Consider the following 24,720-nt stretch of genomic DNA (forward strand, 5'->3'; position numbering starts at 1 on the left):
TGAAATGGGGCGACAGTTTTTTCGCCGTGTATACAGCTTGGCGGAATGGCAAGATGTTTTTCTGCCCTGCAACAACTAAGACGAAATTGTTCCTAATAAGATGAGCTTATTTTCAGCATACGGAAATTGTTTGATAAATCTTGTTGTTATGGGTGGTTGTGGTGGAAAAGCCTGCTTACAAAGTTTTGTAAACGCTGCGCCGGGGTATGGCGGGCAGGCCTGATTGATTAATCGACCTGCGGGGACGCCATATCAGCCAGCAGAGCGGCTTTTTGCAAGTCAGCTATATTTTGACAACAGTGGTCCTGGATTTTTTTAGCGGGCTGTAACGGGCAAGCTTTATCAGATTTACGCAATATGTAATTGCATTTTTTATCATAATATATTGAAAAATAATGATATTAGTGGCTGGCATAAAAGAGGCTCGCAATGAAATGCTGCAAATTTTTTTGCATCCATGGACATAGGCAGGTACCCGTGGTATCACTTGCACATAATCTGAAATTAAAGCAGAAAAATTTTGAAGAAAGATATCAGACTTTTTTATAAATTTAGTATTGCGAGCAGCATAAGGTGCGCTTTTTCAAAAAATGTTTTTCCGTATGTTGAAAAGCTTTTTCGGGTTCCTGGTATTGAAAAATAACGATGTCTGAAGGGCTCATTTTTTGAATATATAGTGTTTTGTGTCCATAGGAAGGTTTTTGTATGGGGTATCGCCCCATACACTGATAATGTCAGCCGTGTATGTTGCTATATCCGATGCGGGAGGACGTTGTGGTCAGTTTTGACAGGCCGGTGTGGGCGGAAATAAGCCTTTCGTCACTACGGCATAACATGCGCCAGATCAGGTCGCTGCTCAAGCCTGGAGTGATTTTCTGCCCCATCATCAAAGCAGATGGGTATGGACACGGAGCAGTGCCGCTTGCCCATGAAGCCGTGGCCCTTGGCGCGGGCTATCTTGGCGTGGCCATTCTGGACGAGGCCGCCGCGCTGCGTGCCGCGGGCATTACCCTGCCCATTCTCATACTTGGCTATACGCCGCCGCAGGCGGCGTCATTCGTGGTCAGCAACCACATTACCCAGACCATTTTCAGCAAGGAGCAGGCGGACGCCCTGTCAGCGGCCGCGGCCGGGCTTGGCATGTCCGTCAAGGTGCACGTCAAGGTTGACACGGGCATGACGCGGATCGGCGTGCGCCCCGAAGACGCTGCGGCCTTCTGCTCCTATGTGTCCAGCCTTGATAACATTGTACTTGAGGGCATGTTTACCCACTTCGCCAGTTCGGACAGCGCCGACCGCTCGTACTGCCTCAAACAGTTTGCGCGTTTTCAGGCTGCCATGGCGGCGGTGGAGGCATCGGGCATACGCCTTGCCATCCGGCATTGCGCCAACAGCGCCGCCATACTTTCCATGCCCGAGGCCCAGCTTGATATGGTACGGGCGGGCATAATCCTTTACGGATTAAAGCCCTCGGACGAATGCCCCATCCCCATTGAACTGCGCCCCGCCATGCGCCTCAAGGCGCGGCTGGCCATGGTCAAGCAGGTTCCGCCCGGCGTGGGCGTGAGTTATGGCAGCATTTTTCATACGCAGAAAGACAGTCTCCTCGCCACCATACCCATCGGCTACGCTGACGGGTACACGCGCATGCTCAGCAAAAAGGCCGAGGTGTGCGTGCGGGGCGAGCGCGCGCCCGTGGTTGGGCGCATCTGCATGGATCAGTGCATGGCCGACGTGAGCCATATACCTGATGTCCGTGAAGGTGATGAAGTGCTGCTCTTCGGCAGCCCCGAACTGCCCGCAGATGAAATCGCCGCCCAGCTTGGCACCATCAATTACGAAGTTGTGTGCATGGTGGGCAAGCGTGTGCCCAGAGTATATGTTGAATGAGCCCTTTGCCGTTCACGTGCCGTCACTTGTAATGCTTTGTACGAGGAGAATGCAGTAATATCGCGTGGCAAGGCGATTGAGGTCATATGCGGATGACCGGATCGCCGCCCGAGATACATACAACACACTCAAGAGGAAAAAGGAGGCTCCCCCCACTCACGAAACCTCGGTGTTCTAAGGATTGGCATTCAAACTCGATCACGGTTTTGCAAGGAGACCATATGTCGAGCGAAAACAAAAGCGTAACTGGCGAAACACTAACCCGAGGGTTAGAATCAAGACATATTCAGCTCATCGCCATCGGCGGGGCTATCGGCGTAGGCTTGTTTCTGGGGTCAAGCACGGCCATCAGAACCGCCGGCCCAGGGTTGCTGTTGTCTTACCTTATTGGCGCAGCCGTCATCTTTTTTGTGATGCGCGCCCTGGGCGAAGTCGCTGTAGCCTACCCCGTGTCCGGTTCGTTCAGCGCGTATGCCAACATGTTCATGGGCCCGCGCATGGGTTACATAACCGGCTGGACCTACTGGTTCATGTGGATCATCACAGGTATGGCCGAAATCACGGCTGTGGGCGTGTACTGCACCTTCTGGTGGCCGGATTTGCCGCAATGGATTCCGGCATTGCTGGCTCTGGTGGCCATGACAACCGTCAACCTCATTTCCGTAAAACTCTTCGGTGAATTTGAATTCTGGTTCGCGCTCATCAAGGTTGTGGTCATTATCGCCATGATCGCCATCGGTCTTGGCATCATCCTGTTTGGCATAGGCCATGGCGGCGTGCCCACGGGCATCAGCAACCTGTACGCCCTTGAAGGCGGCTTCTTGCCCAATGGCATGACCGGCGTGTTTATGGCCTTATCAATGGTCATGTTCGCATTCCTGGGCATTGAGCTCATCGGCGTCACCGCCGGTGAGGCCTGCAATCCCGAGCAGTCCATCCCCTCGGCCATCAACAAGGTGCTGTGGCGTATCCTCGTGTTCTACATCGGCGCTCTGTTCGTCATCATGAGCATCTTCCCCTGGAATGAGATCGGCGTGCATGGCAGCCCCTTCGTGCTGACCTTCAAGAACATCGGCATCGCCGCGGCTGCGGGCATCATCAACTTCGTGGTGGCCACCGCCGCCCTGTCTTCCTGCAACAGCGGCATCTACAGCAACGGGCGCATGCTTTACAACCTGGCCCTGCAAAAACGTGCGCCCCAGTACTTTGGGCAGACCAGCCGGGCCAATGTGCCCGCGCGCGGTATTCTGGTGTCTTCATGCATCATGCTCATCGGCGTGTTCCTGAACTACATCGTGCCTGAAGAAGTCTTTATCATCGTGACCAGCATCGCCACTTTCGCGGCTTTGTGGATATGGGGAACCATCATCATCGTTCAGATGAAGTCCCGTTCCAGCAAGTCGCCGGAAGAAACGGCCAAGATCGCGTACAAGATGCCCTGGTACCCCTACTCTAACTATTTCGCCCTGGCCGGACTGGTGTTCGTGTGCGTTATTCTCACCATTGGAGAGTCCACACGTATCGCCATGATAGTCGGGCCGCTCTGGATCATCGGCATCAACGTTGTGTACAACCTGCTTGGCTGGAACAAGAAAGACGCTCAGTAACGGCAACATGTCCAGTACAGTGTGGCGACAACCGCGCATCGGGCGCTGGCTGCCGCACAAGAGATAAAAAGAGTATTTAACGTCCCAAGGAGTCTTATAATGAAGTTTCAGGGTATGACTATCGGTGTGCCGATGGAAATCATGCACGGCGAACGCCGCGTGTCCGCAACTCCTGATACCGTCAAGAAGATGGTTGGCGAAGGCGCCACGGTTCTGGTCGAGAAGGGCGCGGGCGACGGCGCGTTCTTCTCCGACGCCGCCTATGTCGAAGCTGGCGGCAAGATTGTTGAAGACGTTCAGGAAATCTTTGCCAAGTCCGACGTGATCCTGAAGGTCAAGGAACCCCTGTTCAATAAAAAGGTGAACAAGCACGAAGCGGAAATGGTGCGTGACGGCCAGTACCTGATCACGTTCCTGCATCCCGCCGCGCCGGTGAACCATGAAATGATGAAGAAGCTGGCGGCCACGGGCGTGATCAGCATCACGCTTGACGGCATCCCGCGTATTTCGCGCGCCCAGGGCATGGACGCCCTGACCTCCATGAGCACCGTGGCCGGCTACAAGGGCGTGCTCATGGCCGCCAACCGTCTGGCCAAGTTCATGCCCATGGTGGGCACGGCCGTGGGCGTCATCAAACCCGCCAACGTGCTGGTCATCGGCACGGGCGTGGCCGGTCTTCAGGCCGTCGCCACGGCCAAGCGCCTTGGCGCCGTTGTGACCGCGGTGGACATCCGTCCCGACGCGCGCGAGCAGTCCACGAGCCTTGGCGCCAAGAGCTTTGACGTGGGAGTGCCCGCCGACGTGGCCATTGGCGAGGGCGGCTATGCCCAGCGCCTGAGCGACGAATGGCTGAACAAGGAACGTGAGGCCCTGAAGCCCCTGGTGAAGGATTCGGACATCATCATCCTGTCCGCCCTGATCCCCGGCAAGCTGGCCCCCATCCTGATCACCAAGGAAATGGTGGCCTCTATGGCTCCCGGCTCCAGCATCGTGGACATCTCCATCGACCAGGGCGGCAACTGCGAGCTGACCGAGGCCGGTGAAGTGGTGGTCAAGCACGGCGTGACCATTGACGGCACCAAGAACATCCCCGGCATGATGCCCACGAGCTCCACCTGGATGTTCGCCAACAACGTGTACCAGCTGCTTTCCTTCCTGGCCAGGGACGGCAAGATCGTGCTGGACAAGAGCGATCCCATCATCGAATCCACGCTGACCACCATCGACAAGCAGATTGTCCATCGTGGCGCGCGTGAGGCCATGGGGCTGTAAGTCTGTAACTGAGTGCCCGGGCGGCGCCTGCCGCCCGGGCACTTGCGCATGGGCCCGGAAAAAAATTCAAGGAAGAGCATATGACCCCAATTACCCTGCTGGCAGTGTTCGTTGCCGCGACGCTGCTTGGCTACAAGATCATCAGCCATGTGCCAAGCCTGCTGCACACGCCCCTGATGTCGGCCATGAATGCCCTTTCGGGCGTCATCATTCTTGGTGCGGTGACGGCGACCTATCTTGCGGGCTCCGTCTTTTTCACCATCCTGGGCGCCATTTCCGTCGCCATGGCCATTGTGAACGTTTTCGGCGGGTTTGACATTACTCACAAGATGCTTCGAATGGTCGCCGGGAAAAAGAAGTAACCCTTCATTCTGGCCTTTGCTACAACCATAAATCAGAAGAAAGGGTTGCAGTGACATGAATGCACTAACCTACAACATCATTGCCGGACTTCTTGTGGCGTCAGTACTGTTTGGTCTGCGCCTCATGAACAAAGTTCCCACCGCGGTCAGGGGCAATCTTTTTTGCGCCTCGGCCATGGGCCTCGCCATTCTTGTGACCATGTTCAAGGATGGCTCCATGACGACTCCCACGCTCTGGCTGGCCATTGCCGTGGGCATGACGCTGGGGCTTACCCTGTCCAACAAGGTCAAGATGATCCAGATGCCGCAGATGGTCGCCTTTCTGCACGGCATCGGCGGCGGCGCCGCCGCCATTGTGAGCTTTCTTGTCCTGACGGACACGGGCGCGCCCACGGCCTTCGAGCGCGGCAGCGCCTGCCTGGCCATGGCCATGGGCATGACCACCATCACGGGCTCCTTTGTGGCCGCGGGCAAACTGCACCAGATCCTGCCGCAAAAACCCATTATCCTGCCCGACCACACCAGGATCATCCTGTCCATTCTGGGCGTTATGGGCTTTTCCGTGCTTATGGGCACGATGTTTCCGCACTTTCTGTTCGGCTTTTTCATCTTCATGATGCTCCTGTCGGGCACGGCCTTTGGCATCGGGTTCACCATCCGCGTGGGCGGAGCCGACATGCCCATCACCATTTCGCTGCTGAACTCCATGGGCGGCGTGTGCGCCGCCATCGCGGGTTTTGCGGTGAGCGATCCCCTGCTGGTGGCCATCGGCGGCATCATCGGCTCTTCGGGCTTTCTGCTGACGCGCATCATGTGCAAGGCCATGAACAGAAAGCTGCTGTCCATCCTGCTTGGCGAATCCTCTGTGGTCACGCCCGCCGGCAAGGCCGCGCCCAAGGCTGCCGCCGCCGCTGCTCCGGCCCCTGTCAAATCCACTGAGGCCGAAGTGGCCAGGCTGGTGCAAAACGCCAAAAACGTGATCATCGTGCCCGGCTACGGCATGGCCCTTGCCCAGGCCCAGTACAAGGTCAAGCAGCTCGCGGACCTTCTGGAAAGCAAGGGAGCCAGGGTGAGCTACGGCATCCATCCCGTTGCGGGGCGCATGCCCGGCCACATGAACGTGCTGCTCGCCGAAGCCAACGTGGACTACGAACATCTGCTTGAAATGGACACGGTGAACCCGATGTTCGCCGATGCCGACCTTGTGGTCATCGTCGGCGCCAACGACGTGGTGAACCCCGCGGCCAACAGCGCGGAAGGCACGCCCATTTACGGCATGCCCATTCTTGACGCCGAAAAGGCCAGGAACATCATCATCTGCAACTATGACAGCAAGCCGGGCTACGCCGGCGTGCCCAACCCCCTGTATGAACGCGCTGGCGTGCATCTCATGCTGGGCGACGCTGCCAAGACCTTTGATACCCTGCTGCACTACGCCCAGGGCAATGCTCCGGCCGAGCAAAGCGCCGCCCCGTCCGGCGGCGACAGCAATGAAGCCGCGGCCGCCAGGCTGGTGCAGAACGCCAAAAGCGTGATTATCGTGCCCGGCTACGGCATGGCCCTTGCCCAGGCCCAGCACAAGGTCAAGCAGCTCGCGGACACGCTGGAAGCCGGTGGCGTCAAGGTGAGCTACGGCATCCATCCCGTTGCGGGGCGCATGCCCGGCCACATGAACGTGCTGCTCGCCGAAGCCAACGTGGATTACGAAAACCTGCTCGAAATGGATACCGTGAACCCGATGTTCGCGGAGACCGACCTTGTGGTGGTCATCGGGGCCAACGACGTGGTAAACCCGGCGGCCAACACGGCCGAAGGCACGCCCATCTACGGCATGCCCATCCTCAAGGCCGAGGAGGCCAAGGGCATCATCATCTGCAACTATGACGACAAGCCTGGCTACGCCGGCGTGCCCAACCCCCTGTATACCCGCGAGGGCGTGATCCTCATGACGGGCGACGCGGCCAAGACCGTGGACCGTCTGGTGAGCTTCGCCCAGGGCGAAAGCCCGGCGGCAGCCGCCCCGTCCGGCGGCGACAGCAAGGAAGCCGCGGCCGCCAGGCTGGTGCAGAACGCCAGAAACGTGGTCATCGTGCCCGGCTACGGCATGGCCCTTGCCCAGGCCCAGTACAAGGTCAAGCAGCTTGCCGACCTTCTGGAGAGCAAGGGAGCCAGGGTGAGCTACGGCATCCATCCCGTTGCGGGTCGCATGCCCGGCCACATGAACGTGCTGCTCGCCGAAGCCAATGTGGACTACGAACACCTGCTTGAAATGGACACGGTAAACCCGATGTTCGCCGACGCCGACCTTGTGGTCATCGTCGGGGCCAACGACGTGGTGAACCCCGCTGCCAACAGCGCGGAAGGCACGCCCATTTACGGCATGCCCATCCTCAAGGCCGAGGAAGCCAAAAACATCATCATCTGCAACTACGACGACAAGCCTGGCTACGCCGGTGTGCCCAACCCCCTGTATACCCGTGACGGCGTGATCCTCATGACGGGCGACGCCTCCAGGAGCTTTGACAAGCTGCTGGCCTACGCCCAGGGCGAAAACCCGGCGGGGGCCGCTGCGCTTGAGGCTGGCGGAGATCAGGTGGACAAGGTGCTCAGGGACGCCAAAAGCGTCGTTATCGTGCCCGGCTACGGCATGGCCCTTGCCCAGGCCCAGCACAAGGTCAAGCAGCTTGCCGACCTGCTGGAATCCAGGGGCGTCAAGGTGAGCTATGGCATCCACCCCGTGGCGGGGCGCATGCCCGGCCACATGAACGTGCTGCTCGCCGAAGCCAATGTGGATTACGAAAACCTGCTTGAAATGGACGTTGTGAACCCGATGTTTGCCGAAGCCGATCTGGCCATCGTCATCGGGGCCAACGACGTGGTGAACCCTGCGGCCAACACGGCCGAAGGCACGCCCATCTACGGCATGCCCATCCTCAAGGCTGGCGAGGCCAGGAACGTCATCATCTGCAACTATGACGACAAGCCCGGCTATGCCGGGGTGGACAACACCCTGTACGGCAAGCCCGGCGTCATCATGATGCTTGGCGATGCCTCTGCCACCATGGACAAGCTCATAGGCATACTCCAGAAGTAGCGCCACTGCGCGATTACCCTTGCGCGATTACCCCGAGGGGGCGCATTCTTCCGTGTGAAGAATGCGCCCCCTCGTCATTTTGGGCATTGAGGCGCGGCGACAATAGGCGTATGCAGTGCGGACGGCGGGCTGTGCCCCGCCATATCATGACGCGGTCAGCGCAAGGATTTTGAGTCGCTGGAGCAATGCCGCGTTGAAATGCTTTGTGGGGGAGGAGACCCTTTTGCAAAAGGGTCTCCTCCCCCACGCCCCCACCCCCTAAAACCTTTATTGTATTCCGGCATAGAGCATACAATGAGGTTTTTGATCTGTGGGGGGCGGAGACAGCATTTTCCAGGCAGTACACCACCTCAAAGGGTGTCTGCTCCAGCGTAGAGACGCTCCCTGTGCAAAGACTACGAAGCCGCGTGAAGGAAGGATGTATGACGACCCTGATCACACTATTTGCCGTGGGCCTGACCGGAGGCCTGGTTTTTGACTACTTTGACCTGCCGGGCGGTCCCATGACCGGGGCCATGGTGGCCGTGGTAATTTTTAAAAGCCTGGGCACCGTCAGCACGCCGTATATGCCGCACTGGATCAGGTATCTGGTGTACGGCTGCGTGGGCGTGATCGTTGGCAATATGTACAGCCCCGGCATGCTGAGCGTTGTGCGTGAAACGTGGCCCATCATGCTGCTTTCAACCTTTATCATTCTTACCGCCGGCCTGGGTTGCTCCTGGATAAGCATGCGGTTCGGCGGCATGAGCGCCGAGGGCGCCTACCTTGCCACCAGCCCCGGCGGCTTCAACGCCATCATGGCCCTGGCCGGAGATGCGGGACGCGAAGCGCCCATGGTCATGGTGTACCATCTGGTGCGCATTTATGCCATTGTGCTGCTTTCGCCGCTCATAGCCAAGCTGTTGACCCTTATGGCGAGAATGTAGCGAGCGGTTGCGTGAGCAGATTAATTTTACTGCCTATGGAACCCTAAGAGTTTCAGGGAGTGGGGGCGTGGGGGAGGAGACCCTTTTTTAGAGCATTTAACCTTTAAAAAAGGTTAAATGCTCTAACGCTGCACGAGAGTGCAGCGCGCCACAACGTGGCGTGGATTCTGTCGAAAATCGCATTTCCGGCAGAATGACACCTTTGAAATGTGAAACATTTCAAAGGTAATCTGGTCTAAAGAGGGTCCCTCCCCCACAAGGCATTTCATACGTTCAATACGCTAGGCAGACAGATCCACCCGCACCCGCAGGGCGGCGGCTACCATATTTTCCAGTGCCGGATACGCCTCTTCCCAGCGTCGCGTCTTGAGGCCGCAGTCGGGGTTGACCCAAAGCTGGCTTTTGTCAATGTGTTGCAGCGCCAGGTGCAGCAAGCGCACCATCTCGTCCGCCGTGGGAATGCGCGGGCTGTGGATATCATATACGCCGGGGCCGACCTCGCCCACATAGTGAAAGCGGGTGAAGGCGTCCAGCAGTTCCATGCCGCTGCGGCTGGATTCGATGCTGATGACATCGGCATCCATGCGCGCGATGGCGGGCAGGATGGCGTTGAACTCGCTGTAGCACATGTGGGTATGCAGCTGTGTGCGGTCCTCAACGCCTGTGGACGCCAGAAGAAAGGCGTCCACCGCCCATTGCAGGTACACGGCGGCCTCGGCGGCGGTAAGGGGCATGCCCTCGCGCAGGGCGGCTTCGTCGATCTGGATGATGTGTATGCCTGCCGCCTCGAGGTCGGTCACCTCATCACGGATGGCCAGGGCGATCTGGCGGCAGACCTCGCTGCGGGGCAGATCGTCGCGCACAAAGCTCCAGCAGAGGATGGTCACGGGCCCGGTGAGCATGCCCTTGACGGGCTTTTGCGTCAGGGACTGGGCATAGCGCGCCCATGCCACGGTCATGGGCGCTTTGCGGTACACATCACCATAGATGACGGGCGGCTTGACGCAGCGGCTGCCATAGCTCTGCACCCAGCCGTTGCGCGTAAAGCAGAACCCGCCCAGCTGCTGCCCAAAGTACTCCACCATATCGTTGCGCTCGGCCTCGCCGTGCACGAGAACGTCCAGACCAAGCTCCTCCTGCTTTTTGATGCAGGAGGCAATCTCCGCCTTGATGGCGGTTTCGTAGTCAGCCTGGGTCATTTGCCCGCGCTTGAAGGCCAGCCGAGTTTTACGGATATGGTCTGTCTGCGGAAAAGAACCGATGGTGGTGGTGGGCAGAAGCGGCAAACGCAGCCATGCCTGGGCCTGTTTTCGTTCGGCGAACGGGGATTTGCGGGCCAGCATGGCCGGGGTCACGGCGGCGGCGCGCTCACGCACCGCTGCCTGAACCGTGTCGGCATGGGCTTGAGCCTCGGCCAGCACAGCGGCGTTGGCTGCCAGAATGTCCGCGCCCTGTCCCTGGGCGATGGCCTTGAGGTCCGCCAGTTCCCCGCATTTTTGCACGGCAAAGGCCATGCGGTTCTTGATGTGTGCAGGAAGTCCGGTTTCTTCCGCAAGGTCCACGGGGCTGTGCAAAAGCGAGCAGGAAGAGGCCAGAAGAACCCGGTCCGCGCCAAGGGCGCTCACGGCGCGGGCTATGAGGTGGGCAGCCTGCGTGTAGTCGGTCTTCCAGATATTGCGTCCGTTGACCAGTCCGAGCGACAGGGCCATGTGATCGGGCAGGGCGGCGAGCACGGCGTCCAGCTGGCCGGGGCCGCGCACAAGGTCAATATGCAGGGCCGCGCAGCCGCTGTTTGCAGCCAGGGCAAGGTGCTGGTCCAGCGGGCCGAAGTAGGTCGCCAGCAAAAGCCTGGCTGACCCGGCGCGGGCCGCCGCCGCATTGAGCGTTGCATACGCTTCGGCAAAGCGCGCAGCGGCGGGAGCGGGCAACAGTTCGGTGCAGAGCACGGGTTCTTCAATCTGCACGCAGCCGCAGAGGGGAACCAGCTGTTCCAGCAGCGCCGTATAGGTTGCCAGCACCTCGTTCAGGCGCGTCCACGGATCTGCGCCGTTCTGGCCCTTGGCCAGGGCCAGCCAGGTGAAGGGGCCTATGATGGCGGCCTTGGGCGTGAAGCCTTTGGCGGCGGCGCGCCGGGTGGCTTCCAGCACGGGGTGTTCGCCGGGCGTCCATACGGCGTCGGCTTCAATTTCCGGCACAAGGTAGTGGTAGTTGGTGTCAAACCACTTGGTCATCTCCATGGCCGGAATGTTGCGTGAGGCGTCGCCGCGCGCCAGAGCGAAATAGCGCGTCAGGGCATCCTTGCCGCAGTGGGCAAAGCGGGCAGGCACGGCCCCAAGCATGAGGCTTGTGTCCAGCATGCGGTCATAGAAGGAAAAATCGCCCGTGGTCACGTAGCTCAAGCCAGCCTCGCTCTGGATAGCCCAATGGGATTCCTGAAGCTGGTGCGCTGTGCCGGTGAGATCCTGGGCGGAAGTGTCGCCACGCCAGAAAGATTCGAGAGCCTGTTTCAGCTCACGCTGCCTGCCCATGGAGGGAAAGCCGAGAATGTGGGTACGCATGGTTGCTCCTTTCATATGGTGTTGAAAGGGCAGTCTTTTTCACGCTAGAGCTTTTATACCTGAAATGGCGTGCGACCTGCCGGTCTTGCCGCCACTTCACAATACGGATGCAATCCGTACCGACGTGCGGCATCACCATGCCGCACGGCTCTGGCCGGGCGCAACAACGCCTGACCGGGCACTTGCCTGAACGCGAGACAGTACTGCCTTGCCGCCGGATGGCGGCAGGTGATGAGGCGTCTCCTGGCTTCCGGCCCCTGCGCGTTTGTCGTTGCGCGTGGCCGTACCTTCCCGTCCCCGGAGCAGACCGATGTTGCGGCATTCCCAACATTTTGACGGCCTGGTCGATGAACAGTGGCACGGCGCGGGTTTGTGCCGGTTACAGTGGCGCGTCCGCAACGGATTTTCACCGTTTTCCGTTTTTCATCACAATATCTAGATAAATTGATATATAACAGCGGCCACAGTGTCAAGCGCAGACAGGGCAAAAAATGATGACGGTTAATACTCGTAGCCGGCAGAGCAGGATAGCTTTGAGCTTGTGAGGTGTCTTAGAGCAGATTAACTTTGAAATGCTTCACATTTCAAAGTTTTCATTCAGCCGGAAAATGCGATTTGCGGTAGCCGTTAGCGGGTCTTTGCCGCTTACGGATAACCAATGCTGTCTTTGCGGCAGCCGTAGCTTCCTTCGTCGCAACGGCTAAAGCTCGGCTGAACCCACGCCACGTTGTGGCGCGCTGCACTTTCGTGCAGCGTTAGAGCATTCACACTTTTTCAAAGTTAAAATGCCCTAGACCAGATTAACTTTGAGAATGGACATTCTCAAAGTTTAAGACACGCATGCTTCGGCGCTTAACAGCGCAAATAAATAGCGGTGCTGTCTTCATCCGTAAGCCCTGCGGGCAACGGCTGAAGCTGCGCTTACGCCTTCGCTGCGGGCGCCTGCTCACGCAGTCGCCAGAGCAATTTCAAAATGAAAATGCTCTAAAAGCGCAGTTTCAGCATCCCTTGGCCAGGGCAGCCCTGCAGCAGACTGAAATACCAATAAGAGTTTTAGGGGGTGGGGGCGTGGGGGAGGAGACCCTTTTACAAAAGGGTCCCTCCCCCACAAAGTATTTCAGCACAAAGCATTCCCAAAATAAAATGCTCTGCGTTTAGTCCTGGCGGGTGAGGTGATAGACGGCGGGAATCATGTACATGAGGCTCATGGTCTGGCGCGTTGGCTCATACCGCGTGGCCACAACAACGGAGCCGAGGTTCCAGAGGTGGTCGTCGTCGCTTTCTCCGGCGGAGGGCGCGCCGAAGCGTTCACTGACCATGCGCACGATGGTCTGTGCCGTGGCCTTGTCCGGCACGGCGTACTCCAGTTCCACAAAACCCAGGGGGGAGGGGCGGCCGGGTCCGTAGCAAAAGGCCGCCTGCCGCGCGCCGGGCACAAGCGCGCCGGGCGTGTAGGTGTCGCAGATATAGGCATCGTCCTGGCGGGATGCGCGCATGCCCGCCTTGGCGAGCGCATCGCGCATGGCGGGCCGGGTGGCGGTGTCCAGGCGCAGCCCGAAAAGCACGGCGCCGGGACGTGAGGCGGAAGGCCCGGCCATGTCTTCCAGTTCCTTCATGGCGTGGATGGACCCGCGCATGGCAGCCGCATAGAGCAGAAGGGTGGCGCGCGCCTGATTTTTTTCCACCCCCTGGCCTGTGCGGTAAAGATGGCCGAGGCGGGCCAGGGCGTCGGTCTGCTGCTGCGCCGCCGCACGACTGTACCAGGCAGCGGCCGCCTTGTGGTCTTGCTGTACGCCGTGCCCGCTCTCATACATGAGGCCGAGATTGTACTGGGCCTCGGGTTGTCCCTGCCGGGCTGCGAGGTCAAACCAGCGGGCGGCTTCTTCGGGGTTGGCGTCAATGGCGCGCCCCTGTTCCAGCATGCGCCCGTAGTTGCTCATGCCGGAAGGGTTCCCCGCTGAAGCGGAGCGGGCAAACCAGTAGAGCGCGCGCCCTTCGTCCAGGTCCACGCCCTGGCCGAGGTCAAAAAGCACCCCAAGGTTGTTCATGGCCTGGCCGTCGCCGCTCTCCGCCATCTGCTGCCAGATGGCGTGAGCCCGGGCGTAGTCGCCCTTCTGATAGGCCTCATTGGCCTGAGCCTCAGGGCTGCCGGGGGTAACTGAACTTTCCGGTTTTTCCCCCTTCCTGGTTGTTTCGTGCCCGTCATTTGTGGGGACGTGGGGCGCGGAAGCAGCCTCTGGCGTTTTGGGGGCATGCGCCGCAGGAGCCGCCTCTTTTTTATTGTCGGCGGCCTTGGCGCGCGGCGCGCGCTGCGTAGCCTGGCGTCCCCGTTCCTGCCGCTGGCGTTCACGCTCCTGATTCAACTGCTGCTGGCGCAACTGGGCTTCCGGCGACTGGGGCTGCAGGCCGTCAGCAGCGGGATTTCTGGGACTGGCGGGAGCGTGCGCGGCAGGTGTTGGGGCCACAGGCGCGGGCGGCGGCACAGGCATTGGCGAAAGGGTCGGGGCCTGCCCAGGAGCGGCAGGAGCCGTACCTGAATGGCCGTTGCTCTTTTGCCCTGGCTGGCCGCCTTGTTGTTGCAGCGTGGCCGCTTCAGCTTCTGAGAGTTGGCCGCCAAAAAGAAATCCCATTATTTCGCGCCCTCTGGCGGGCTGGCCATTTTCTGCTGGCTGGGCGCTGCCCGCCCAACCCGGCCTTTGCCCGCCGCCGGGAGCTTGCAGGGCCGGAGCCTGCACCGTGGGAGCCTGTACCGTGGGAGCTTGAACAACAGGCGCCTGAACTGTGGGCACCGTGACGGTGGGCTCGGTGTTGGTCGGTGTGGGAATGGAGGCCGCCGCAGCCAGAGCCGTGCGTGGCGTCATGCCTCCCAAGGCGGCTGCGCAGAGGAGAAAGCCCCCCAGCGCAAGGGCGCGCAGACAAGAGATGGCCAGGGCTGAAGCGCTTGGAACGGCGGCGCGCAGGGCAGAAGCGCCCGGAATTGCCGCATCCTGAAGAGAAGTGCGCGGAGGAGCGGTACGCGGGGCTGAGGTTCCCGAAACAGTTGCGCCCCTTTGGGCTGCAGGCACGTCAGAACCGCCCGAAAACCCTGCATCCGGAAAGGTGGCGGACATGCCGGAAGCGCTCGGGGCAAAGCCGTGCGGGCCGTCATGCGGGCCGAGATTATGCGAGCTTGATTCGCGCGGGTCGAAAGGTCGCGGGTTGTGATCGCGCAGTTGCCCGTTCGCGTGTGGGCCGCAAAGAGTGTGAACCCGCAGGGCCGTCAACGCGGCCCTGCGGGCAGGCATACTGTTTTGAGCGGAGCCCTGGGGCTCTGCTGTACAACTGGAGGTGTTCCGGCGCATGGCTCCCATCCCTGGCCAGGCCTCGCGGCGATGGCGCTCCTGTGGCTCGGCGCTGTGTCAGTCGCTCGCGGCCAAGTCCGGGCCTTGTCATGCCGTTTGCGGCCTATGGTTTACGTTTGGGACAGTTGAAATTGTTAAAATCAATTTCCGGCTTGTCCGTGAGGCGCTGGTCAAAAACCAGGGCGTGCCCGCGCCAGTCGCGGATGGTCGCATTGATTTTTTCCATATTCACGTAGGTCAGCAGGGCGGGCCAGCGATCAGCCATATCCCGCAGCATACGCGCATAGGTTACTTCGCCGCCGTGGAAGCCGTCAACAAATTCGCAATCACTGGAGCCGAAGGTGCGTGGATCGGTAAAGTCGATAACTTCAATGCCGCGTGCCAGCAACGCCTCCCGCAGGTGGAAGAGGTGCGGGTAGTTGGCCTCGTGTTGGCGTATGGCGTCCAGCACTTTCACGGACAAGGGCGAAATAAAGACAAAGGTGGCTATGCCGCGTGCCTTGAGGCGGCAGTAGATTTCGGCAAAGGCGTCCACATGGGCGGAGCTTATGCCGCCGGCATCGCGGCTGCCTTCAATGGGCTTGGCGCGAAAAAACGCCTTGATGCCGTGCCGCACCTGCTTGAGCGAGTCCTCGAACTGATAGTCGAAGGGGCGCTTCTGGCCTGTGGTTTCCGCCGTGTAGTACCATGAGCCGTCAGGGCCGAATCCGTCGTCCGTCTGCTGGGCCATGATGCCGTAGCGCCCGGCGCGGAAGCCGCCAGCCGATTCCAGCAGGACGGGGGCAATGAGGTCGTGGACGGATATCTTTCCTTCGAGCAGCCAGGCCCAGGGCTTTTTCAGGCTTTCGAGGCCGCTGTTGTAGGAGCCGCTGGTGGGGGGCTCGTCCTTGAAGGGATCGGGCTGCCACTGGGGCATGAACCACCAGAAATCCAGGCCGATGATGACGGCATCGGGCTTGTGGATGGCCAGCATGGCGTCAAGGGTGGAGCGCAGCACCGAAAGGTTGCCCGCCGTGCCGCCCACGTTGAGAAAGGGTTTACGAAAGTAGGCTCCCCGGAACTGCATGACGCGGGATGAGCCCACGGCGGCGATTTCCGGTTTGACCTTGGCGTAAAGCTGCAGCTTGTAGTCCACAAAGTCCTGTGAGACGCCAGAGCCGAAAACGGCGAATTGCCCGGAGGACTGCGCCTCCACCGCGCGCTCGACGCCCACGTCGCCGCTTTTGTAGAGCCACCACAGGGTATAGGGCAGGGCCAGCAGGCCGACCACAAGGGCCAGAAGCAGCAACACACGGAAGTAACGGGAAAGATAGGCGGATTCGGTGAGGATTTTGCTCATGATGTGTCCGCTTCTTTAAAATTGGAAGTACAGGAAGGTTGCCTTGCGCGACACCAGAATGAGCGTCACAAAGGCCAGGCAGGCAAGGCTCGCGGCCCACGCCGCCGAGGGCCGCCAACTGAGGTACGGGCGCGAACCGTCGCGCCTGCCGTGCAGCAGTTCGTGGCTGTTGGGGAATGCCCAGCACAGCACAAAGCTTATGCCCAGCAGGGCAAAGGGCAGCCAGCCCTGAAAATAGTTGTTGGGCAGCCACCGGGCCGCCAGAACGCCCGTTGCGGAAAGCCCCGCGTAATCAGCCGTCAGGCCTGCGGCCTCGGCCGTAAAGGGCCCGGCAAACATGGCCCCGAACATGGCGGCGGCCCCGTCAAGGCTCACCGTGCGGAAGATCACCCAGCCAAGGTTGATGCACAGGAAGGTGAACAGGATGAAGAAAATCCGCATGGGCGGGGTAGCCAGCACCTTTTCAAGCAGGGTGCCCTTGATGCAGGCCCGGAAAAAGTGGTTGACGCCCAGCATGGAACCGTGCAGGGCCCCCCATATGATGAAGGTCCAGCCCGCGCCGTGCCATGCGCCGCCGATGAGCATGGTCAGAAAGAGGTTACGGTACTGCATGAGCCGCCCTTTGCGGTTGCCGCCAAGGGGGATGTACAGAAAATCGCGCAGCCACGAACTCAGGGTGATGTGCCAGCGCCGCCAGAAGTCCACAATGCCTGTGGACTTGTAGGGCGAATCGAAGTTTTCAGGCAGGCGCAGGCCCAGCATGAGGCCAATGCCGATGGCCATATCCGTGTAGCCGGAAAAATCGAAATACAGCTGGAAGGTGTAACACAGGGAGCCCAGCCAGGCCTCGGCCCCGCTGATGGGAAAAGCTTTTTCCGCCGCGTTGAAAACGGCGTTGGCGTACACGGCCAGCCCGTCCGCCAGCAATACCTTTTTGGCAAGGCCAATGGTGAAAAGCGTGAAGCCCTGGGCCAGCCCCTCTGCCGTGGAGCCTGAAAGATCGTCAAGCTGCGGGCCCATCTGCTCGTAACGCACGATGGGGCCGGAAATCACGTAAGGAAAGCAGGCCGAAAACAGAGCGTGGCGTGAAAAGCCCTGCGGCGTCACCTGCCGCCGGTACACGCTGACCAGCCATGCAATCTGTATGAAGGTATAGAAGGATATGCCGAGCGGCAGCCCCGGTGGGGTGAAGTTCCACTGCGTGCCCATAAGAAGGGCCAGGTTCTGGGCGAAAAACCAGGAATACTTGAACCAGAGCAGGGGCAGCAGGTTCAGTATCAGGGCCAGGGCCAGCAGCCCTTTGCGGCTGCATGCACATGCGCGCAGCCCTTTCAGCCCGTCGCCCTGAAAAAGACGTCCGCCCCCGCGGAGTCTCGCAAGGCGGGAGCCAGACCCTTCCGCCTGTGCGTCCGGGGCCTCAGTGGGAGAAGCCAGCGCTTCTTCCTCGGGGATGATCTCCGTTGCCGCCGTGGCGCCGTCAGGCCGGTTTGGGTCGGCCAGGGCCAGCGCGAAAGCGTAGTTCATGCCCAGAATGACCGCCAGCAGCAGCAGAAAGGGCAGACCCCAAAGAGCGTAAAAAATTACGGAAAAGAGCAGCAGAACCAGGCTCAGCCGCGTGGCCCCGTAGCCTGCGGTCAGCCGCCAGCACAGCAGCAGAAGTGGGAGAAAAAGAAATATGAAAGAATAGGAATTGAACAGCATGCGCAGCTCCCGTGGCGTTGACCTCGAGCATTTGTGGCGAAAAGGCCCAGGATCAGGCGATAACGCAGCCCCAGAACGGCAGAAGCCGGACACGAAAAAGCGCAGGGCAAAAAAATACCCTGTCCGTGCAACGGCTGACGGCTAAAGATAATGCGCGCCAGACCAGCGCGGCAGGGCCCGGCAAAGCCCGCCGTGAAGGTGCAGGCGTGGTGTTGCCGGCTAGGGGTTCAGTTCCGAGCGGAACTTGCGCGACAGACGGAACACCATAACCTTGCGCGGGGGCAGGGTGATGGTTTCGTCCGTTTTGGGGTTGCGCCCCTTGCGCGATGCCTTGTCATAGCATTCGAACTTGCCAAATCCGCTGATAAGCAAAGCCCGGTCCTTTTTGATGGCGGACTTCATTATGTCCAACAGTTTCTCAACCACGTTCTTTACATCAACGCGGTTCTTGTCGGTTTCCTCGTAGATGGCCTCCACGATGTCCGCTTTGGTCAGTGTTTTTTTCATTGTGAGTTCTCCGGCGCGTAACAATGCGCTGGTATGGCGGTCACAAAACATGATCTTGACAGGTATGGCCCAACGGGCAACGAAGGAGCGCTTCACATGAAGCGCACTTTTGTGTAAAATACACGCAACTAACGGGCAGAGCAAGATTTTTCTTAAAAATTGTCTTCTTACGTATAAAGAGCCATTGTGCGCGCCGCACGTGGCTTCGCAGCCATTGAGCATGTATGGAAACGGTATCTGCCCGAATTTTTTCTTCAACCTTGCCATGGTGCGTACCCCGGCCTCAGAGGCACGCCCTGATCCCCCTCTTTCTGCCTTTCAGCGGGTGCCCGGTACGTTGCGTGTTTTGCGCACAAGACGTGCAGACGGGGCTTGCCAACTGCATGGACCCTGCCTCGGCCTCTTCCGGCGCGCCGGTTCTGCCTGCGTCTTCCCTTGCCGCGCTGTTGCGCACAACCAGTGAAAACCTTGAACACCGTCACGCCATGGGTCTGCCGCCAGCCGAGCTGGCCTTTTACGGCGGAACCTTTACGGCCATGCCCGTGCAGGACCAGAACGCCTGCCTGGATCTGGCGCGCACGGCGCTTGAGCGCGGCTGGATTCGCAGCTTCCGCTGTTCAACCCGGCCAGACTGTGTGGACGCGCCGGTCCTTGCTCGGCTGCGCGCTGCCGGTTGCCGCTGTGTGGAGCTTGGCGTGCAAAGCTTCGCGGACGACGCCCTTGCCGCCTCAAAGCGGGGCTATGACGGCTCCACGGCCCTTCGTGCCTGCGCCCTTGTGAAGGAAGCGGAACTGGCGCTCGGGGTGCAGTTGCTGCCCGGCATGCCGGGCAACAGCACGGCGGATTTTTTGCGCGACGTTCCCCTGGCGCTTGACGCCGGGGCTGACATGCTGCGCTTTTATCCCTGTCTTGTGCTTGAGGGTACGGCCCTTGCCCGCATGTGGCGGCAGAATCTCTATACGCCGTGGCCGCTGGAAGAGACGCTGCACAGCCTCGCGCGGGGCTGGCTTCTGGCGCAGGAGGCGCGTGTGCCCGTCATCCGCATGGGGCTTGCGCCCGAAGCCGCGCTGACCGAGGCTGTGCTGGCCGGGCCCGTGGACAATGCCCTGGGCAGCCGCGTTATGGGGCGGGCCCTGCTGCTGGCGGTGCGCCGCGCTCTGGACGCGCTGGCGGCTTCTTCGGGCATGGCCGCGCCGCCGCGCTTGCGCGCTCTGCACGTGCCCCCTTCCTGCCAGGGGTATATATGGGGAATGCGCGGCGAACTGCGCTCCGCCTGGGCGGGACTGGGGCTGTCGGCTGACGGCCTGCGTTTTGACCCCGCCTGTCAGCGGGAATTGCGCCTGACCGCGTCCTTCTGATCCTGTGTTTCTGATCGCGTCCTTTTGCCCATGGCCTTCTGATTCTGTCCTTCTGATTGTGTCCTGACACTCCCACTACGCCTTTCCGTCTTGTCCTGTATCCGGCTTCCTTTGAGAATATATATTTTTAGAGCATTTTCACTTTGAAATTGCTCTGGCGACTGCGTGAGCAGGCGCCCGCAGCGAAGGCGTAAGCGCAATTTATTTGCGCTGTTAAGCGCCGAAGCATGCGTGTCTTAAACTTTGAGAATGTCCATTCTCAAAGTTAATCTGGTCTAAGGATATGCCCGCCCCCTTGCCGCGCGCGCCAGCGCGGGAAAGCCGCGACTGCGCGACTGCCGCTGGCGCTTTCGCGGCTGACCGCCCAGACGTCGTACTGTCCCTCATTCCCAAACTGCGGGTCTCGCAGGCATGTAATATATGAGAAATCCGTGCAAAATGGCAGTCTCGTCGTGACGCGCGTACTCCCGATTTGTGGCTCCAGCCGCCGAAATCCGCCCTTGCGCCACGGCCTGGAAAAACTTTTTTGGAATAATTGCGCATTTACCATAATATTTTTTGCATAAAAATGCGAAAAGCTATATAGGTAACTTAACCTAGACAGCGCAGTCAGGAATCCCCCCTCCTTCCGCTTTATTTCCTCACCTCCTTCCTACGCCACTCTTCGTTCTCCAGGTCTGATCCGGCGTGATTCCATCTCCCGCCAGTAATCTGAAATACATATGAATCCAGAGGTCCTGAATATGAAAATGGGAATAATGAACAAGATGATGCTTACCATTCTGGTTCCGTCCCTACTTGGACTGACTGCGGTATGCGGCCTCAGTTATTGGCAGGCAGAAAATTCTCTCACGCAGCAGATAGGGCATGAATTCGACAGCGTTATAGACAAGCAGATCGAGGGGCTTGGCTCCGTGCAGAAAATGACGCACGGCCTTATCAGAACCAATGCCGAATCGGCCCATATCAAAAAAGCCCTGTTCGCCCGGACAGGCAACCAGGCGGCCCTTGAGAGTCTCGGCGAACCGGATGTCCAGAGCGTGCTTGATGACCTTTCACAGCACTTTGGCATGGTTGACGGCGCGGGATTGATAGACGCCTCCGGCATTGTTGTGGCCCATACCACCAGGGAAATGATCGGCGGCAACCTGCGCGACCGAAAGTCCGTGCAGGTGGCCCTCGCTGGTCAGATGAGCATGGAAAACACCCGCAACCATGCGGGCGAGATGTCGACCATGGTGGCGGCTCCCGTCATGGCTCAGGGCAAATCACAGGGCGTTCTGTACGCGTATATGAGTCTGGCCCGTCTGAGCGTGAGCACCACAGACACCATCAAGATGGGAAAACACGGGTATTGCGCCGTATATGACAGTACGGGGACGGCCATCATGCATCCCGACAAGTCTGTACTCGGCAAAGACTGCAGCCAGGAACCCTTTGTGAAGGCAGCCCTGATGAACGGAAGCGGGCGTGTGCAGTTCGCCCGTGGTGAGCAGCAAATGGTGGCCTACTACCGGCATATGCCTGAAAGCAACTGGCATGTGGTCATGGTCGCGGACAGGGATGAGATGCTTGCTCCTTCAAGCAAGCTGCTCAAGGCCAACGCGCTTGTGGGTATAGCCACAGCGCTTGTATTGGGCTGCGTCATTGTGTTTGTTTCGCGGGGCATAGCGCGATCACTGAAGATCAGCGAAAAGTATGTGCAGGTGGTGGCAGGGGGCAACTTCAATCCTCCGCCGCAAGAAGAGGAAGCTCTGGCGAAGGCAGCCAACAGGAGTGATGAAATTGGCGGGCTTTCCAGCGGCATTCAGAACATGGTGGGCAAGTTGCGCGGTCTGTTCAAGGAAAGTGAAGAAAAAACCCATCAGGCAGAGATGGCTACGGGCGAAGCCCGCGTCGCCATGGAAGAGGCCCAGGAGGCTCGCAAGGAGGCAGAAACAGCCCGTCAGGACGGCATGCTGGCCGCCGCCGGACAGCTGGAAACCTCCATCGGCGTCATTTCTTCAGCCTCAACCCAGCTTGCCGCCCAGATCGAGCAGTCCGACCGCAGCGCCACAGAGGCGGCGCAGCGTCTTTCCGAGGCCGCCACTGCCATGAACGAGATGAACGCCACTGTGCAGGAAGTGGCCCGCAACGCAAGCGCGGCTTCGGAAGCCTCGGTGCACACCAGAGAAAAAGCCAGGGCTGGCGCGCATATTGTTGAGCAGGCAGTGCGAAGCATAGAAGCCGTGCGCCGCATGTCCGAGGAGCTCAAGGGCGACATGGCCGAGCTTAACGAGCACGCCCAAAGTATTTCGCAAATCATGAATGTCATTTCCGACATCGCCGATCAGACCAATCTGCTGGCCCTCAACGCGGCTATTGAGGCCGCCCGCGCGGGCGACGCCGGCCGGGGTTTTGCCGTGGTTGCCGACGAGGTGCGCAAGCTGGCTGAAAAAACAATGGATTCCACCAAGGATGTCAGCCATGCCATCAGGTCTATCCAGGACAGCACCGCCAAGAGTATGGGGTCAATGGACAACGCGGTAGGCCAGATCGCTCAGGCCACGGACTTTGCCAATCAGTCCGGGCAGGCGCTGGAGGAAATAGTATCGACCGTGGAGGCCACGGCGGATCAGGTCAACGCCATTGCCACTGCCAGCGAGGAGCAGTCCGCAGCCAGCGAAGAAATCAACCAGAGCATTGTGCTCGTCAACGAAATATCACGTCAGAGCGCCATGGCCATGGCTGAGGCTTCACAGGCGGTTTCCGATCTGGCTGGCCAGGCCCATACCTTGAAGAACCTTGTGGCGCAGATGAAGCTCGGCTAGGCATTTACACTATGAAATGCCCGGCAGCGGCGTGAATGGAAGCCCGCTGTGAAGGGCAGGCACGGGGTGTCCGCGCGGGTAAACACCGTGCCGGAAGCGGCGTACCCTGAGGCGGCATGGCCGCAACGGTAATCCGCCTCCAAGCGCCTCTGGCGCAACACACCTGTTTTGGACTGTACCGCCGCATGCGGCCCTCTTTATGAAGGTAGCGTACTTTTGTACCCGACTGGAATGAAGAGGGCCGCATGCTTTGTCTGGCCGCGCGCCAAAAGGTGCGGCGGCCGTGCGGGAACGGGCCTGCGCGCCGCCCCGGGGCGTACGCGCGGAGGATGTGCGGCCTGCGTCTTCAGCCGGCTCCAGGATGTTTCAGGGAAGGAATTGGGGCGGGATCTGGCGCAGTGCCAGTTTGCCGAGAGTCTAGAGCAGATTAACTTTGAAATGCTTCACGTTTCAAAGTTTTCATTCAGCCGAAAAGTGCGATTTGCGGCAGCCGTTAGCGGGGCTTTACCGCTTACGGATAACCAATGCTGCCTTTGCGGCAGCCGTTGCGACTCAGGCTGTCTTTATCCGTAGCTTCCTTCGTCGCAACGGCTGAAGCTCGGCTGAATCCGCGCCATGTTGTGGCGCGCTGCACTTTCGTGCAGCGTTAGAGCATTTACACTTTTCAAAGTTAAAATGCTCTAAAAGAGAGGCGGCCGCCGGGGGCAACCGGCGGCCGAGAGAGGGAGGATGTTCCGATGGTTAGAGGTTCTGTTCAAAGGAGGAGGTTTTCGGGGGGGGGGATCCGGAGGCCCTCAATGGGGGCGGAGGACTTCACGGAAGTTTGGTATCATGTATATCTCTACCGCCCGTCGGCGGATTGGCTGGGTTGGCGACGCGTTGGCCTTTTGACCTGCCCTGTTTTTGTGCGCCACGGTTTGCCGGGTGCGTACCCTTGGGCGGGTTGTTATTGCCAATTGCCGGGTTTGGGATGTCCGGCAGTGTTCACTTCTGTCGGCTCCGTGGCGGCGTTGCTCACAGCCTAACTTTTAAAATACAGCCAGTAGGCGCTGTTCCGCCGCTTCACGGGATTTTTCCAAAGCTCCGCCGTTCTGACGGATTGAGAAGCCTGCTCTTGCGCGGTTAGACTTTTTAAGTGTTTATGTATTTTTTCTATCCGTTTCACGTATTCTTGTATTATTAAAAGCAATTCTTGTGCCAGTATCGACATTGTGGAATTATTTTTGATAATAGATTAAAATTATTTGAGTATTTCGATTTATCTTTTCGTGGTGCCGAAACTGTGGTGCATATTTTTTATACATGTGTATCTTGGTATGTTTAAAATTTAGACAGATGAGACCATGCATGGCTGCTTCGCTCTTGGAGAAAAAAGCCTGTGACGTTTTTGTGACCGGCGCTCACGCCCGTATATTTATCCTGTAATGTTACGGTATTCACTTTGCGATGGGGCTACTTTAGCCCGCCGTTCCACAACATCTGCTCAAAGTTCATGCTACAGCCTCTGCTCGCCAGGGTGCCCAGGGGAACGCCAACTTCAAGACGCATTCTCTGATCGGCATTCATAAGCAGGGTGCGCAGTTCGTCGCGCAGTACCTGCAACTCATATCCCAGGCGCGGCAGTGTGTCGGGTGACGTTTTTTTGTCAAATTTAAGACTTTCAAGCTCACGTTTTTTAATGTCAATAAGATTACGTATATATTGATTTTTTTTATTGAAATCATCCATAATGGCTATGGCCTTGGCGCACTTTTGCGGGGGGAGGTCCTCCAGCGGCATCCCCATTGCGCCCATGGGTATACATGGTTGGGTTTGAGGCGAAATATCATACTGCTGGTTTTGCGCTAAAGAAGATATGGGAAGCACCAGACTGGCCATCGCAATGAAAAGAAAGAATATTTTTTTCATGTCGCACGCAATCCCGAATCATTTACATGAGCCGTTAACAGAGAAGC

Annotated in this window: 14 protein-coding genes and 1 riboswitch; of the genes, 8 read left to right on the forward strand and 6 right to left on the reverse strand. The window is 59.1% G+C overall.

Annotated elements, in window-relative coordinates:
* Nucleotides 1–744: 744 nt before the first annotated feature.
* The 6 genes from alr (at nt 745) to ACZ5DH_RS13190 (ending at nt 9,151) form a co-directional block, all read left to right on the forward strand.
* Nucleotides 745–1,890 carry an alanine racemase gene (gene alr, locus ACZ5DH_RS13165; RefSeq protein WP_464254706.1) on the forward strand — a complete coding sequence of 382 codons (1,146 nt, stop codon included), beginning with the start codon at nt 745–747 and terminating at the stop codon, nt 1,888–1,890.
* A 221-nt stretch (nt 1,891–2,111) separates the two neighbouring features.
* Nucleotides 2,112–3,497 carry an amino acid permease gene (locus ACZ5DH_RS13170; protein ID WP_464254707.1) on the forward strand — a complete coding sequence of 462 codons (1,386 nt, stop codon included), beginning with the start codon at nt 2,112–2,114 and terminating at the stop codon, nt 3,495–3,497.
* A 99-nt stretch (nt 3,498–3,596) separates the two neighbouring features.
* On the forward strand, nt 3,597–4,769 hold the full coding sequence (locus ACZ5DH_RS13175) for an NAD(P) transhydrogenase subunit alpha (RefSeq protein ID WP_464254708.1): 1,173 nt from the start codon (nt 3,597–3,599) through the stop codon (nt 4,767–4,769).
* A gap of 80 nt (nt 4,770–4,849) precedes the next feature.
* Nucleotides 4,850–5,131 (forward strand): NAD(P) transhydrogenase subunit alpha part 2, encoded by a 282-nt coding sequence (locus ACZ5DH_RS13180; RefSeq protein WP_179980264.1) that lies wholly within the window; start codon nt 4,850–4,852, stop codon nt 5,129–5,131.
* 55 nt (nt 5,132–5,186) lie between these two features.
* Nucleotides 5,187–8,225, forward strand: coding sequence for an NAD(P)(+) transhydrogenase (Re/Si-specific) subunit beta (locus tag ACZ5DH_RS13185; protein WP_464254709.1), 3,039 nt, complete (start codon nt 5,187–5,189; stop codon nt 8,223–8,225).
* Nucleotides 8,226–8,647: 422 nt separating this feature from the next.
* Nucleotides 8,648–9,151 carry an AbrB family transcriptional regulator gene (locus ACZ5DH_RS13190; RefSeq protein ID WP_464254710.1) on the forward strand — a complete coding sequence of 168 codons (504 nt, stop codon included), beginning with the start codon at nt 8,648–8,650 and terminating at the stop codon, nt 9,149–9,151.
* A gap of 281 nt (nt 9,152–9,432) precedes the next feature.
* On the opposite strand, the gene metE is transcribed toward ACZ5DH_RS13190, so the two are convergent.
* The 5 genes from metE to ACZ5DH_RS13215 form a co-directional block, all read right to left on the reverse strand.
* Nucleotides 9,433–11,709: a 5-methyltetrahydropteroyltriglutamate--homocysteine S-methyltransferase gene (gene metE / locus ACZ5DH_RS13195; protein WP_464254711.1), complete on the reverse strand. Its 2,277-nt coding sequence runs from the start codon at nt 11,707–11,709 to the stop codon at nt 9,433–9,435.
* 216 nt (nt 11,710–11,925) lie between these two features.
* Nucleotides 11,926–12,180, reverse strand: a riboswitch (cobalamin riboswitch).
* 683 nt (nt 12,181–12,863) lie between these two features.
* Nucleotides 12,864–15,050, reverse strand: coding sequence for a tetratricopeptide repeat protein (locus tag ACZ5DH_RS13200; protein ID WP_464254712.1), 2,187 nt, complete (start codon nt 15,048–15,050; stop codon nt 12,864–12,866).
* 103 nt (nt 15,051–15,153) lie between these two features.
* Entirely contained in the window at nt 15,154–16,389 is a 1,236-nt protein-coding gene (locus tag ACZ5DH_RS13205) for a hypothetical protein (RefSeq protein WP_464254713.1), read from the reverse strand.
* Nucleotides 16,390–16,404: 15 nt separating this feature from the next.
* Nucleotides 16,405–18,090, reverse strand: coding sequence for an MBOAT family O-acyltransferase (locus tag ACZ5DH_RS13210; protein ID WP_464254714.1), 1,686 nt, complete (start codon nt 18,088–18,090; stop codon nt 16,405–16,407).
* A 219-nt stretch (nt 18,091–18,309) separates the two neighbouring features.
* Entirely contained in the window at nt 18,310–18,597 is a 288-nt protein-coding gene (locus ACZ5DH_RS13215; RefSeq protein ID WP_179980258.1) for an integration host factor subunit alpha, read from the reverse strand.
* 224 nt (nt 18,598–18,821) lie between these two features.
* Between ACZ5DH_RS13215 and ACZ5DH_RS13220 the strand changes: the two genes are divergently transcribed.
* Both ACZ5DH_RS13220 and ACZ5DH_RS13225 read left to right on the forward strand, forming a co-directional pair.
* Nucleotides 18,822–19,955, forward strand: coding sequence for a radical SAM protein (locus tag ACZ5DH_RS13220; protein WP_464254715.1), 1,134 nt, complete (start codon nt 18,822–18,824; stop codon nt 19,953–19,955).
* A gap of 743 nt (nt 19,956–20,698) precedes the next feature.
* The gene (locus ACZ5DH_RS13225) at nt 20,699–22,765 is read left to right on the forward strand and encodes a methyl-accepting chemotaxis protein (protein WP_464254716.1); all 2,067 of its coding nucleotides are present in this window, start codon (nt 20,699–20,701) and stop codon (nt 22,763–22,765) included.
* Nucleotides 22,766–24,217: 1,452 nt separating this feature from the next.
* Here ACZ5DH_RS13225 and ACZ5DH_RS13230 read toward each other — a convergent pair.
* The gene (locus tag ACZ5DH_RS13230) at nt 24,218–24,673 is read right to left on the reverse strand and encodes a hypothetical protein (protein ID WP_464254717.1); all 456 of its coding nucleotides are present in this window, start codon (nt 24,671–24,673) and stop codon (nt 24,218–24,220) included.
* Between the last annotated feature and the right edge of the window lie 47 nt (nt 24,674–24,720).

This window comes from Desulfovibrio simplex (assembly GCF_055387835.1).